This window comes from Enterobacter sp. K510 (genome assembly GCF_055804875.1).
Map to the genome: position 1 here is coordinate 64,790 of NZ_JBNRLQ010000002.1, position 14,049 is coordinate 78,838.

Sequence of the window (14,049 nt, forward strand, 5' to 3'; positions counted from 1 at the left end):
CTCAGAAAATAGACAGACGCTAACGAAAAAGTGCCACAAAAAATCAAAATAGCATTTCAAAATAATTCTCATTACGGCTGAAGTTGCTGAAACAGACGCAGCGGCGGCGTCAGCAGCATCAGCAAAAAACCAGCGCCGCAGCAAAAATGTGCTGTACATCTAAATTCTTTAAGCGGAAAGACGAGATTTCTTGCGTGCTGACGGATAAAGAGCAAGACTTCTTGAAACGTTTCAGCGCTATCCTTTAACTTCCCCGTTACCGGTTGGCGCGTTAATTCACCAGAAGGCTGAAACGATTCAACTTCAGCAGGAGTGGAAATCTATGTTCCAGTTATCCGTTCAGGATATTCATCCCGGCCAGCAGGCCACCAGTAAAGAAGACGCTATCCGTCAGATCGCCGCTGCCCTGGTGCAGGCTGGCAACGTGGCTGATGGCTATGTTAACGGTATGCTCGCCCGCGAGCAGCAAACCTCCACCTTCCTCGGCAATGGCATCGCCATTCCGCACGGCACGACCGATACCCGCGATCAGGTGCTGAAAACAGGCGTTCAGGTTTATCAGTTCCCGCAGGGCGTGCTGTGGGGCGAAGGGCAGGTGGCTTACGTCGCTATTGGCATCGCCGCCAGTTCTGACGAACACCTCGGCCTGCTGCGTCAGCTGACGCACGTGTTAAGCGACGATGCGGTGGCGGCGCAGTTGCAGTCTGCCACCACGGCGGAAGAGCTGCGCGCCCTGCTGATGGGTGAAAAACAGAGTGAAGCGCTGAAGCTGGATAACGATTTGCTGACGCTCGACATTACTGCCAGCGATATTGTGACGCTCCAGGCCGTAAACGCCGGACGTCTGAAAGAAGCGGGTGCCGTTGACACCGCTTTCGTGACCCGCGCCATTAATGAAAAACCGCTGAACCTCGGCCAGGGTGTATGGCTGAACGACAGCGCCGAAGGCAACCTCGGCAGCGCTATTGCCGTAAGCCGCGCCGCCAGCGCCTTTACCGTTGACGGTGAAAACGCCCAGTTGTTGATCAGTGTGGCGATGACCGACGACCAGCCGGTCGCCGTGCTCAACCGTCTGACGGATCTGCTGCTGAACAATAAAGCTGACCGTCTGCTGACGGCGGATGCCGCCACGCTGCTGGCCTTGCTGACCAGCGACGACGCGCTGGCGGAAGACGTGCTGAGCGCGGAGTTCGTGGTGCGTAACGAACACGGCCTGCATGCCCGTCCGGGCACCATGCTGGTCAACACCATCAAGCAGTTTAACTGCGATGTGACCGTCACCAACCTCGACGGCAGCGGCAAACCTGCCAATGGCCGCAGCCTGATGAAAGTGGTGGCGCTGGGCGTGAAAAAAGGCCATCGCCTGCGCTTTACCGCACAGGGCGAAGATGCTGAACAGGCGCTGAAAGCGATTGGCGACGCCATCGCGGCTGGTCTTGGGGAGGGCGCATAATGAGCAGACGTGTTGCGACTATCACCCTTAACCCGGCTTACGATCTGGTGGGTTACACCCCGGAAGTGGAGCGCGGCGAAGTCAACCTGGTGCGGACAACCGGTCTGCATGCGGCAGGTAAAGGCATCAACGTGGCTAAAGTGCTGAAAGACCTCGGCATCGATGTCACCGTTGGCGGCTTCCTCGGTAAAGATAACCAGGACGGCTTTCAGCAGTTGTTCAGCGAATTAGGTATCGCCAACCGTTTTCAGGTGGTGCAGGGCCGTACGCGTATCAACGTCAAGCTGACCGAAAAAGACGGCGAAGTGACCGACTTTAACTTCTCCGGCTTTGATGTTACCCCGGCGGACTGGGAGCGTTTCGTTGCGGATTCCCTGAGCTGGCTGGGCCAGTTCGACATGGTTTGCGTGAGCGGCAGCCTGCCCGCTGGCGTCAGCCCGGAAGCCTTCACCGACTGGATGACGCGCCTGCGCAGCCAGTGTCCGTGCATCATTTTTGACAGCAGCCGCGAAGCGCTGGTCGCCGGTCTTAAAGCCGCGCCATGGCTGGTTAAACCAAACCGCCGCGAGCTGGAAATCTGGGCCGGTCGTAAATTACCGGAACTGAAAGATGTTATCGAAGCGGCGCATGCACTTCGTGAGCAGGGCATCGCCCATGTGGTGATTTCTCTGGGCGCTGAAGGGGCGTTGTGGGTTAACGCCTCTGGCGAATGGATCGCCAAACCGCCGTCAATGGAAGTGGTCAGCACCGTTGGCGCAGGGGATTCAATGGTTGGCGGCCTGATTTATGGCCTGCTGATGCGTGAATCCAGTGAGCATACATTACGTCTTGCTACCGCCGTCGCCGCCCTGGCTGTCAGCCAGAGCAACGTCGGCATTACCGACCGTACCCAGTTGGCCGCGATGATGGCGCGCGTTGACTTAAAACCCTTTAACTAACAGCAGGAGAGCATAATGAAAACGCTGCTGATAATTGACTCCAGTCTCGGCCAGGCCCGCGCTTACATGGCGAAAACCTTGTTGGGAGTGGCGGCGCAAAAAGCCAATGTCGAAATCATCGACAATCCCCATGATGCAGAACTGGCTATCGTATTAGGAACCCGCGTGCCGGACGACAGCGCGCTGAACGGCAAAAAAGTGTGGCTGGGCGATATTAATCGCGCCGTGGCGCACCCGGAGCTGTTTTTAAGTGAAGCCAAAAACCACGCCGCGCCGTACAGCGCGCCAGCGGCTGCACCCGCACCGGCTGCAACCAGCGGCGTGAAGCGCGTCGTGGCGGTCACCGCCTGCCCGACGGGCGTGGCGCACACCTTTATGGCGGCTGAAGCCATTGAAACCGAAGCCAAAAAACGCGGCTGGTGGGTGAAAGTGGAAACCCGCGGCTCCGTGGGCGCAGGCAATGCCATCACCCCGGAAGAAGTGGCGGAAGCCGATCTGGTGATCGTGGCGGCCGACATCGAAGTGGATCTGGCGAAATTCGCTGGTAAGCCGATGTACCGCACCTCGACCGGTCTGGCGCTGAAGAAAACCGCGCAGGAGCTGGATAAAGCTCAGGCGGAAGCGAAGCCGTATCAACCGTCGGGTAAACCGCAGGCGGCAAGCGAAGGGAAGAAAGAGGGCGGCGGTGCTTATCGTCACCTGCTGACCGGCGTGTCCTACATGCTGCCGATGGTAGTGGCGGGCGGTCTGTGTATCGCGCTCTCCTTTGCGTTTGGTATTGAAGCCTTCAAAACCCCGGATACCCTTGCCGCCGCGCTGATGCAAATCGGTGGTGGTTCAGCCTTCGCGCTGATGGTGCCGGTACTGGCGGGTTACATTGCGTTCTCCATTGCTGACCGTCCGGGCCTGACGCCGGGTCTGATCGGCGGTATGCTGGCGGTAAGCACCGGCTCCGGCTTTATTGGCGGTATTATCGCAGGCTTTATTGCCGGTTACGTGGCGAAAGCCATCAGCCAGAAACTGAAGCTGCCGCCGAGCATGGAAGCGCTGAAACCGATCCTGATCATTCCGCTGTTCTCAAGCCTGGTGGTTGGCCTGGCGATGATCTACCTGATCGGCAAACCGGTCGCGGGCATCCTGACGGGTCTGACCCACTGGCTGCAAACCATGGGCACCGCTAACGCGGTTCTGCTGGGCGCTATCCTCGGCGGCATGATGTGTACCGATATGGGCGGCCCGGTGAACAAAGCGGCATACGCCTTTGGCGTGGGCCTGCTGAGTACCCAGACTTACGCGCCTATGGCTGCCATTATGGCCGCCGGTATGGTGCCGCCGCTGGCGATGGGTGTGGCCACCCTGATTGCCCGTAAAAAGTTCGACAAAGGTCAGCAGGAAGGGGGCAAAGCCGCGCTGGTGCTCGGTCTGTGCTTTATCTCTGAAGGCGCGATCCCGTTCGCGGCCCGTGACCCGATGCGTGTGATCCCCTGCTGTATCGTGGGCGGCGCGGTGACCGGCGCTATCTCGATGGCGGTTGGCGCGAAGCTGATGGCGCCGCACGGTGGTCTGTTCGTGCTGCTGATCCCCGGCGCAATCACACCGGTAGTGGGTTATCTGCTGGCGATTATTGCCGGTACCCTGCTGGCTGGTCTGGCTTACGCCTTCCTGAAACGTCCGGAAACGGTAGTGGCTGAGAAAGTCGCCTGAGGACGAGTTGCCGGGTGGCGCAAAGCTTACCCGGCCTACATCGCCCTGAAGAGGCGTGCAAAAAGGACAGCCCTGGCTGTCCTTTTTTTATACGGTCACTTCGCTAAACTGCTGCGCTTTCAGCCAGGCGATCTCTTCCGCCCAGATATCAGGGTTAACGGTTTCCAGCACCATCGGGATGCCGTCGAAACGCGTATCCTGCATGATCCAGCGAAACGCATCATGGCCAATATTGCCCTCACCGAGACTGTGGTGGCGGTCAACGCGGCTGCCAAACGCACTTTTCGCATCGTTCAGGTGCATACCGCGCAGATATTTAAAGCCGACAATGCGTTCAAATTCTGCGAAGGTTTTTTCACACTCTGCAAAGCTTCGCAGATCGTAACCGGCGGCAAAGGCATGGCAGGTATCAATACAGACGCCGACGCGGGATTTATCTTCCACGCCGTCGATGATCGCCGCCAGATGTTCAAACTTAAAGCCCAGATTACTGCCCTGACCGGCGGTGTTTTCGATCACCGCGGTGACGCCTTCGGTTTTATCCAGCACGATATTGATCGACTCGGCGATGCGCGCCAGGCATTCCTCTTCCGGGATCTGCATCAGATGACTGCCGGGGTGAAAATTCAGCAGGCTCAGGCCGAGCTGCTGGCAGCGGGTCACTTCATCAAGAAACGCCTCGCGGGATTTTTCCAGCGCTTCACTCACCGGATGCCCCAGATTGATCAGGTAGCTGTCGTGCGGCAGGATCTGCGCTGAGGTGTAGCCGTATTTTTCGCAGGCGGCTTTAAAGTCATCAATAGTGTCGCTGGTCAGTGGTGCGGCGCGCCACTGTCGCTGATTTTTGGTGAACAGAGCAAAGGCCGTGGCCCCGATTTCCGCCGCGCGCATTGCGGCATTGGCGACACCGCCCGCGGCGCTGACGTGCGCTCCAATGTATTTCATAAAAACTCCTGGCAAACCCGGCCGGGCAAAAACGCTATGATAACGGGTTAACAGGAATTTTACATGGGGGTTATGGCTGGGGATAAAACTGCCTCCACCGCCAGGTTAATCATCCCGCCGCCGACAATCAGCCAGACAAACAGCGCCAGCGCCATCAGCAGAGGTTTCACCCCGGCGCTTTTCAGGGCGCTGATGTGGGTGGTCAGGCCGAGCGCCGCCATCGCCATGGCCAGCAGTACGGTATCCAGCGTGATTAGCGCCTGCACCAGCGCGGCGGGCAACAGATTGAAGGAGTTAAAACCCGCCACCACGATAAACAGCACGGCGAACCACGGGATGGTGATCTTGCCGGGCTGAGCATTATCGGTGGGCGCGAGGCGTTTGACGCGCATTGCCAGCAGGATCAGGAAGGGCGCCAGCATCATCACGCGCAGCATTTTTGCGATCACCGCAGCGTTTTCGGCTTCCGGGCCAACCGCATGACCGGCAGCCACCACCTGCGCCACTTCATGTATGGTCGAGCCCATATAAACGCCGTAGGCGTCCGGGCTGAAAACCGTGCTCAGCAGCGGATAGATCGCCGGATAAAGGAAGATCGCCAGCGTCCCGAAAATGACCACCGTCGCCACGGCAACAGTAACTTTGCTGGCCTGCGCTTTTACCACCGGTTCGGTTGCCAGCACCGCCGCCGCGCCGCAAATGCTGCTGCCCGCGCCTATAAGCCAGCTGGTCTGTTTATCCAGCCCGAAAACTTTTTGTCCCAGAAAACAGGCCAGCGCGAAGGTGCTGGAAAGGGTGAGGGCGTCAATGATGATCCCGCTGATGCCGACATCGGCGATCTGCGAGAAGGTCAGCCGGAAGCCGTACAAAATAATCCCCAGCCGTAATAAATGCTGTTTCGCGAACAGCACGCCGGTATCACAATGGTGCGCGGCCTGCGGGTAGAGCGTGTTGCCGAGAACCATCCCGGCGAGGATCGCCAGCGTCAGCGCGCTGAATCCGGCACCGGCAATGGCCGGGATACTGCCAGCCCACAGGGCAAAGCCCGCGACCAGCGCGCTGAGCGCAAGGCCGGGCGCGTAACGATGAAAAGACGAATGTGTGTGTAAGGTAAGCTCAGTCATAACCTCTCTCCTTTGTGTGGACAAAGCGTAAGGCCTGCTGGCTTAAAAATAAAATTGATTATATATTTATAATTAATCTTTATAAGTGGTAAGCAACGCCTTACCGGATGCGGTGAATCATGCATATTACGTTGCGGCAGCTGGCCGTATTTGTGGAAGTGCTGAAAAGTGGATCGACAACGCAGGCCTCGCAAATGCTGGCCTTGTCTCAGTCGGCGGTCAGCGCGGCGTTAAGCGACCTGGAAGGGCAACTCGGCGTGCAATTGTTCGATCGTGTCGGCAAACGCCTGGTGGTCAATGAACACGGGCGGCTGCTGTATCCCCGCGCGCTGGCGCTGCTGGAGCAGGCCACGGAGATCGAGCAGCTGTTCCGCGAAGATAACGGCGCGATCCGCGTATCTGCCAGCAGCACCATCGGCAACTATATTCTCCCGGAAGTGATCGCCCGCTATCGCCGCGATTTTCCCGATCTGCCGCTGGAGATGAGCGTCGGTAACAGCCTGGACGTGATCAACGCCGTGGCGGATTTTCGCGTGGATATTGGGCTTATCGAAGGCCCATGCCACACGGCGGAAATCATCGCCGAACCCTGGCTTGAGGACGAACTGGTGGTCTTTGCCGCGCCATCATCGCCGTTGTTAAAACATGACGTGACGCTGGAACAGCTGGCGGCCGCGCCCTGGATCCTGCGCGAACGCGGCTCCGGCACCCGTGAGCTGGTGGATTATCTGCTGCTGTCACATTTGCCGCAGTTTCAGCTGGCGATGGAGCTGGGCAATTCCGAAGCCATTAAACATGCGGTGCGCCACGGGCTGGGCATCAGCTGTTTATCCCGGCGGGTGATCGCCGAGCAGCTCGAATCCGGCTCGCTGGTGGAAGTGCCGATCCCGCTGCCGCGCCTGGTGCGCACGCTGTGGCGTATTCATCACCGGCAAAAACATCTCTCCAGCGCCCTGAAGCGGTTTTTACGTTATTGCGGTGAATAGCGTCATTGCATTTTATTATCGAAAAGCGGCCCATCCACTGCTTTACTTATAATCCAGGGCCGGTCATGAAGGTCTCTTATAACAGCGCATTTCTGCCGGAAGGATGCCGTCTGGTCTGCTACAATCCGGCCTCATTTTTTGGAAGGACAGCATTTTCCCATGGTTTCCGAATCTAAAACCACACAAGCGCCCACGCTCCGTCGTGAACTCAAGGCGCGTCACCTGACGATGATCGCCATTGGCGGTTCTATCGGCACAGGCTTGTTTGTTGCATCAGGCGCGACCATCTCCCAGGCAGGGCCGGGCGGCGCACTGTTCTCCTATATTTTGATTGGTCTGATGGTCTACTTCCTGATGACCAGTCTGGGCGAGCTGGCAGCCTATATGCCGGTTTCCGGCTCTTTTGCCACCTACGGCCAAAAATACGTCGAAGAAGGCTTTGGCTTCGCGCTGGGCTGGAACTACTGGTACAACTGGGCGGTGACCATCGCCGTGGATCTCGTGGCGGCACAGCTGGTGATGAGCTGGTGGTTCCCGGACACGCCAGGCTGGATCTGGAGCGCGCTGTTCCTCGGCGTTATTTTCCTGCTCAACTGGATCTCGGTGAAAGGTTTCGGCGAAGCCGAATACTGGTTCTCCTTAATCAAAGTTACCACCGTCATTATCTTTATTATCGTCGGCGTGATGATGATTTTCGGTATCTTCCAGGGCGCAGAGCCTGCGGGCTGGAGCAACTGGGGCATCGGCGAAGCGCCGTTCGCGGGCGGTTTCGCTGCCATGATTGGCGTGGCGATGATCGTCGGCTTCTCCTTCCAGGGCACCGAACTGATCGGCATTGCCGCCGGTGAATCCGAAGATCCGGAGAAGAACATCCCGCGCGCGGTGCGTCAGGTGTTCTGGCGTATCCTGCTGTTCTATGTGTTCGCCATTCTGGTGATCAGCCTGATTATTCCGTACACCGATCCGAGCCTGCTGCGTAACGATGTGAAAGACATCAGCGTCAGCCCGTTCACCCTGGTGTTCCAGCATGCGGGCCTGCTGTCGGCGGCGGCGATCATGAATGCGGTGATCCTGACGGCGGTGCTGTCGGCGGGTAACTCCGGCATGTACGCGTCAACCCGTATGCTCTATACCCTGGCCTGTGACGGCAAAGCGCCGCGCATTTTCAGCAAGCTGTCGAAGGGCGGGGTGCCGCGTAATGCGCTCTATGCCACTACGGTGATCGCCGGACTCTGTTTCCTGACCTCCATGTTTGGTAACCAGACCGTTTACCTGTGGCTGCTGAACACCTCTGGCATGACCGGCTTTATCGCATGGCTCGGCATTGCCATCAGCCATTACCGCTTCCGTCGTGGATATGAGGTGCAGGGGCGCGATCTGAGCGAACTGCCGTACCGTTCCGGTTTCTTCCCGTTGGGGCCAATCTTCGCCTTTGTGCTGTGCCTTATCATCACGCTCGGTCAGAATTACGAAGCCTTCCTGTCAGATACCATTGACTGGGGCGGCGTGGCGGCGACCTATATCGGTATTCCGCTGTTCCTGATCATCTGGTTTGGCTACAAACTGAGTCGCGGTACTAAGTTCGTCAGCTATCGCGAGATGGAATTCCCGGAACGCGTTAAGAAGTAATCGATGTTATCAGGCCGGGTGGGGCTTGCGCCACCCGGCCTTTTCTTTGCTATCCCTTCTCCTTAATCTCCCATATTGACATAACTTTTAACAATTCAATTGATAATTGTTATTGTTTGCATTATCGTTACGCTCGTTTTCAGAATGATAAAAACCCGGCGTAACGCGGCGGGTCACCTGCATTATTATCACCGCCTTCGCCACCGTAGCGGGCGGGAATCTGCGCATTGTGAGCAACTTCTTTTTTATTTGCTGTATTTAGTTCATGGAGAATTTGGAATGTTTACCCTGAATCCCGTCGTGCGGGGAGGACTCTGTGCGTCCGCAATTTCACTCGCGCTGCCAGCCTTTGCCAGTGAAACCATGGTGGTCACTGCCGCTGCCACCGAGCAGAATGTGAAAGACGCGCCGGCCAGCATCAGCGTGATCACGCAGCAGGATCTGCAACGCAGGCCGGTACAGAACCTCAAAGATGTACTGCAGGAAGTACCCGGCGTACAGCTCACCAACGAAGGCGATAACCGCAAAGGCGTCAGCATTCGCGGCCTCGACAGCAGCTACACGCTGATCCTGGTCGACGGTAAACGCGTGAATTCCCGCAACGCCGTATTCCGTCACAATGATTTCGACCTGAACTGGATCCCGGTGGATGCCATTGAGCGCATCGAAGTGGTACGCGGACCGATGTCGTCGCTGTATGGTTCAGATGCCCTCGGCGGGGTGGTCAACATCATCACCAAAAAAATTGGTCAACAGTGGACCGGTAGCCTCACCGCCGACACCACTATTCAGGAAAAACGCGATCGCGGCGATACCTGGAACGGTCAGTTCTTCACCAGCGGCCCGCTGATTGACGGCGTGCTCGGCATGAAAGCGTTCGGCAGCGTGGCGAAACGCGAAAAAGATAAAGCGGAACCCTCAGACACGGCTGCCACAGGCGAAACGCCGCGAATTGAAGGCTTTACCAGCCGCGATGCGAACGTGGAGTTCGCCTGGACGCCGAATGACAATCACGATTTCACTGCCGGTTATGGTTTTGACCGCCAGGATCGCAGCTCCGACTCCCTCGACCAGAACCGCCTGGAGCGGCAGAACTTCTCCCTGAGCCACAACGGACGCTGGGATCTGGGTAACAGCGAGCTGAAATATTACGGCGAGAAAGTCGATAACAAAAACCCCGGCAACAGCCACACCATCACCTCTGAAAGCAACACCATCGACGGCAAATACGTGCTGCCGGTGGAGGCGATTAATCAGTTCGTCACCTTTGGCGGTGAATGGCGGCACGATAAGCTGAAAGATCCCGTCAACATTACCGGCAGCAGTAGCAGCGAAACCTCCACCAGTCAGTACGCACTCTTTGTTGAAGATGAATGGCGTCTCCTTGAGCCGCTGGCGCTGACCACCGGCGTGCGTATGGACGATCACGAGACCTATGGCGATCACTGGAGCCCGCGTGCTTATCTGGTGTACAACGCTACCGACACGCTGACGGTGAAAGGCGGCTGGGCGAAAGCCTTCAAAGCGCCATCGCTGTTACAGCTCAGCCCGGACTGGGTCACCGGCTCCTGCCGCGGCGCGTGCGAAATCGTCGGCAGCCCGGATCTGAAGCCGGAAACCAGCGAAAGCTACGAATTCGGTCTGTATTACGCCGGGGAAGAGGGCTGGCTGGAAGGCGTGCAGGCGAGCATCACTACCTTCCAGAATGACGTGGAAGATCGTATCAGCATCAGCCGTACGGCCGACGTCAACGCGGCGCAGGGCTACCCGAACTACGTCGGTCTGAATGCCGATGGTGAACCGATTTTCCGCTATTACAACGTTAACAAGGCGCGTATCCGCGGGGTGGAAACCGAGCTGAAAGTGCCGTTTGACGATCAGTGGAAGCTGACGCTGAATTACACCTATAACGACGGGCGCGATCTGAGTAACGGCGGCAATACGCCGTTGCAGGAGCTGCCGTTCCATACGGCTAATGGTACCCTGGACTGGCAGCCGGTGCAGGACTGGTCATTCTATGTGTCCGGGAATTACAGCGGCGAAAAACGCAATATCAGCGCCACCGGCACCACGCCGGGCGGCTATGTGATCTGGAATACCGGCGGTGCGTGGCAGGCGACGAAAAACGTCAAGCTGCGTGCGGGTGTGCTGAACCTGATGGATAAAGATCTCAGCCGCAACGACTACAGCTATAACGAAGACGGACGTCGTTACTTTATGGCGGTGGATTACCGGTTCTGATGGGGGGGCCGGGTGGCGGCAGCGCCTCACCCGGCCTGGGGTTGGCGTGTTGCCGGGTGGCGGCTACGCCTTACCCGGCCTACGGACAGATTTGTAGGCCCGGCAAGCTTGCGCCGCCGGGCAAAACGTCACTTCAACAAATGCTGCGCATGGAAGCGCAGATGATCCTCAATAAAGGACGCAATAAAGTAATAGCTGTGATCGTGGCCTGGCTGCACGCGCAGGGTCAGCGGCCAGCCGGTCTGACGGGCAGCTTCCGCAAGACGGGCAGGCTGTAGCTGATCGGCCAGAAACTGATCGCTGTCGCCCTGATCGATAAGCGTCGGGATCGCATCATCCGGCTTGCTGTTCAGCATCAGCGCGCAACTGTCCCACGCCTGCCAGTCGGCAGGATTATCCCCAAGATAGGCGCTGAGGGCTTTCTGCCCCCAGGGCACCTGACAGGGATTCACAATAGGCGCAAAGGCCGACACGCTGGTATAACGGCCCGGATTTTTCAGCGCCATGATCAGCGCCCCGTGACCGCCCATCGAATGTCCGCTGATGGCGCAGCGATCGCTGACGTTGAACTGCTCACGGATAAGATCCGGCAGCTCATCACGCAGATAATCATACATCCGGTAATGCGCCGCCCACGGCTGCTGCGTGGCGTTCAGATAAAAACCTGCGCCTTTGCCCAGATCATAGCTCTCGCTGTCGGCAACATCCTCGCCGCGCGGACTGGTATCCGGCATCACCAGCACAATCCCCAGCTCTGCCGCCACGCGCTGCGCCCCGGCTTTGGTGGTGAAATTCTCGTCATTACAGGTCAGACCGGAGAGCCAGTAGAGCACCGGCGGCGGCGTTTCCCGGCGTTCCGGCGGTAAAAACACGCTGAACGTCATCGTACAGTTCAGTACGGCGGAGTGATGACGCCAGCGCTGCTGCCAGCCGTCAAAACAACGATGTTCTTCAAGCATTTCCATGCGAAGTTCCTCTACTCGTCATACTCAGAATGAAGGCATCATCATACAGGCATTCACTTTGCTGTGAGTAACTTTCACTTCCGCATCCCTGCAACATATTGCATCATAAACACAACTTTACATTAACTTACGGGATAACGATGGCGCTCAGAATTGCGCTCAGTGGATTTGTGGTGCTGATTGTGGCAATGGGAATTGGCCGCTTCGCCTTTACGCCGCAGGTTCCGCTGATGATCCGTGACGGTCAGCTCAGTCTGACCAGCGCCGGGCTGGTGGCCGCCATGAACTATCTCGGTTATCTGCTTGGCGCATGGGATGCCATGCGCGCGCACCGGCACGTGGAAAGCCGTCTGTATGCCGGTGTGTTCGGGGCGGTGGCGCTGACTTTTCTTTCCGCGCTGGCGGATACCGCCATTGCACACGGTCTGCTGCGGCTGGTGATCGGCATGATGAGCGGCTGGGCGATGGTGCTGACCGCAGCCTGGATCACCGACCAGCTGGCCCATGCGGGCAAGCCGGGCCTGAACGCGGCGGTGTTTGCCGGGCCGGGGGCAGGTATCGCCCTGAGCGGTCTGCTGGCCATCGGCATCCAGTCAAAGGCGCTGTCCGCCTCAGCGGGCTGGCAGGTGTACGGCGTGCTGGCGCTGGTATTGATCGCGTTCATCGCCCGCTGGCTGCCGCGACCGGGACAGTTACACCGCAGCGGCGACAAACCGCAGCCGTTGCAGCTCACCACCGATATTAAACGGCTGGTCTGGAGCTACAGTCTGGCGGGCTTTGGCTACATCCTTCCGGCTACCTTTTTATCGCAGATGGCGGCGCAACGCTTCCCCGGCAGCGTCTTCGCCCAGTTTGTCTGGCCGGTGTTCGGCGCGGCGGCGGTGATCGGCATTGCGCTCAGCATCGCCTTACGTCATGTCGGACACAGCCATCAGCGGCTGGCGGTGGTGCTGTGGTTACAGGGTGCGGGCGTGATTGCCGCCTGGCTGCTGCCGGGTATGGCGGGGCTGGTGAGCGGGGCGCTGCTGGTGGGCGGCGGTTTTCTGTGCGCGGTGCAGCTGTCGCTGGTCTGTGGTCGTGAACTGGCTCCGGCCCATGCGCGCTATATGGCCGGGCTGCTGACCACCGGTTACGCCATCGGACAACTGGTCGGCCCGATGACCTCTGCGCTCTCCACCTGGCTGACGCATCAGCTGGAGCCTGCCCTTGGCCTGGCGGGGGCGGCGCTGTTTATCGGCGGCGGGCTGGTGTGGAAACGTCAGCATGAAAGGCCGTAACGATTTCACTAATTATCGCGGTGAATACACTGGATTATGTGCGTGACCTCACGCACAATGACTGCGCACTTTGCCTGCTGAGCGGCAAAGGTAGCGACACCTGCAGGAGAATAAAGACATGCCATCACTGAGTAAAGAAGCCGCGCTGGTTCACGAAGCCCTTGTCGCCCGCGGCCTGGAAACCCCGCTGCGCGCACCGGCCGACCTGGACAACGAAACCCGTAAACGCCTGATTGCCGGGCATATGACCGAGATCATGCAACTGCTAAACCTCGATCTGAGCGACGACAGCCTGATGGAAACCCCGCAGCGTATCGCCAAAATGTACGTCGATGAGATCTTCTCCGGCCTCGATTACGCCAATTTCCCGAAGATCACCGTTATTGAAAACAAAATGAAAGTCGACGAGATGGTGACGGTGCGTGACATCACGCTGACCAGCACCTGCGAGCACCATTTTGTGATCATCGACGGCAAAGCGACCGTGGCCTATATCCCGAAAGATGCGGTGATTGGCCTGTCCAAAATTAACCGCATTGTGCAGTTTTTTGCCCAGCGTCCGCAGGTGCAGGAGCGCTTAACCCAGCAGATCCTCATCGCCCTGCAAACGCTGCTTGGCACCAACAATGTGGCTGTGTCTATTGATGCGGTGCATTACTGCGTTAAAGCGCGCGGCATTCGCGATGCCACCAGCGCCACTACCACCACCTCGCTGGGCGGGTTATTCAAATCCAGCCAGAACACCCGCCAGGAGTTCCTGCGCGCTGTGCGTCATCACAATAATTGA

General features: G+C 58.2%; 11 protein-coding genes. 8 read left to right on the forward strand and 3 right to left on the reverse strand.

All coding sequences use genetic code 11. The features are described 5' to 3' along the window. Positions 1 to 322: 322 nt before the first annotated feature. Genes fruB through fruA form a run of 3 tightly spaced genes read left to right on the forward strand, consistent with a single transcriptional unit; the run spans position 323 to position 4,095 of the window. Positions 323 to 1,453, forward strand: a complete 1,131-nt coding sequence (gene fruB, locus ACQUTD_RS02825; RefSeq protein WP_473273618.1) for a fused PTS fructose transporter subunit IIA/HPr protein — start codon at positions 323 to 325, stop codon at positions 1,451 to 1,453. Further along, positions 1,453 to 2,391, forward strand: coding sequence for a 1-phosphofructokinase (gene fruK / locus ACQUTD_RS02830; protein WP_072569143.1), 939 nt, complete (start codon positions 1,453 to 1,455; stop codon positions 2,389 to 2,391). Before fruB ends, fruK begins: the two co-directional genes overlap by 1 nt. Positions 2,392 to 2,406: 15 nt before the next feature. After that, positions 2,407 to 4,095: a PTS fructose transporter subunit IIBC gene (gene fruA, locus ACQUTD_RS02835; RefSeq protein WP_473273621.1), complete on the forward strand. Its 1,689-nt coding sequence runs from the start codon at positions 2,407 to 2,409 to the stop codon at positions 4,093 to 4,095. Positions 4,096 to 4,182: 87 nt separating this feature from the next. Here the strand turns inward: fruA and nfo are convergent, their stop codons facing one another. Both nfo and ACQUTD_RS02845 read right to left on the reverse strand, forming a co-directional pair. Continuing rightward, positions 4,183 to 5,040 carry a deoxyribonuclease IV gene (nfo, locus tag ACQUTD_RS02840; RefSeq protein ID WP_473273624.1) on the reverse strand — a complete coding sequence of 286 codons (858 nt, stop codon included), beginning with the start codon at positions 5,038 to 5,040 and terminating at the stop codon, positions 4,183 to 4,185. A gap of 59 nt (positions 5,041 to 5,099) precedes the next feature. Next, positions 5,100 to 6,164, reverse strand: coding sequence for a YeiH family putative sulfate export transporter (locus ACQUTD_RS02845; RefSeq protein ID WP_473273626.1), 1,065 nt, complete (start codon positions 6,162 to 6,164; stop codon positions 5,100 to 5,102). Positions 6,165 to 6,283: 119 nt separating this feature from the next. Here ACQUTD_RS02845 and yieE point away from each other — a divergent pair, with 119 nt between their 5' ends. From yieE to cirA, 3 genes are all read left to right on the forward strand, one after another. Next, positions 6,284 to 7,150, forward strand: coding sequence for a DNA-binding transcriptional regulator YeiE (yieE, locus tag ACQUTD_RS02850; RefSeq protein ID WP_473273628.1), 867 nt, complete (start codon positions 6,284 to 6,286; stop codon positions 7,148 to 7,150). 159 nt (positions 7,151 to 7,309) lie between these two features. Further along, positions 7,310 to 8,779 (forward strand): amino acid permease, encoded by a 1,470-nt coding sequence (locus ACQUTD_RS02855; RefSeq protein ID WP_318372965.1) that lies wholly within the window; start codon positions 7,310 to 7,312, stop codon positions 8,777 to 8,779. 279 nt (positions 8,780 to 9,058) lie between these two features. Further along, positions 9,059 to 11,020, forward strand: a complete 1,962-nt coding sequence (cirA, locus tag ACQUTD_RS02860) for a catecholate siderophore receptor CirA (RefSeq protein WP_473273630.1) — start codon at positions 9,059 to 9,061, stop codon at positions 11,018 to 11,020. A gap of 128 nt (positions 11,021 to 11,148) precedes the next feature. Here the strand turns inward: cirA and fghA are convergent, their stop codons facing one another. Further along, entirely contained in the window at positions 11,149 to 11,985 is an 837-nt protein-coding gene (fghA, locus tag ACQUTD_RS02865; protein ID WP_473273633.1) for an S-formylglutathione hydrolase, read from the reverse strand. A 140-nt stretch (positions 11,986 to 12,125) separates the two neighbouring features. Here fghA and ACQUTD_RS02870 point away from each other — a divergent pair, with 140 nt between their 5' ends. Both ACQUTD_RS02870 and folE read left to right on the forward strand, forming a co-directional pair. Further along, positions 12,126 to 13,262, forward strand: a complete 1,137-nt coding sequence (locus tag ACQUTD_RS02870) for a YbfB/YjiJ family MFS transporter (RefSeq protein WP_318362864.1) — start codon at positions 12,126 to 12,128, stop codon at positions 13,260 to 13,262. 118 nt (positions 13,263 to 13,380) lie between these two features. Then, a complete protein-coding gene (gene folE / locus ACQUTD_RS02875; protein ID WP_072569131.1) occupies positions 13,381 to 14,049 on the forward strand; it encodes a GTP cyclohydrolase I FolE in 669 nt (222 codons plus the stop codon).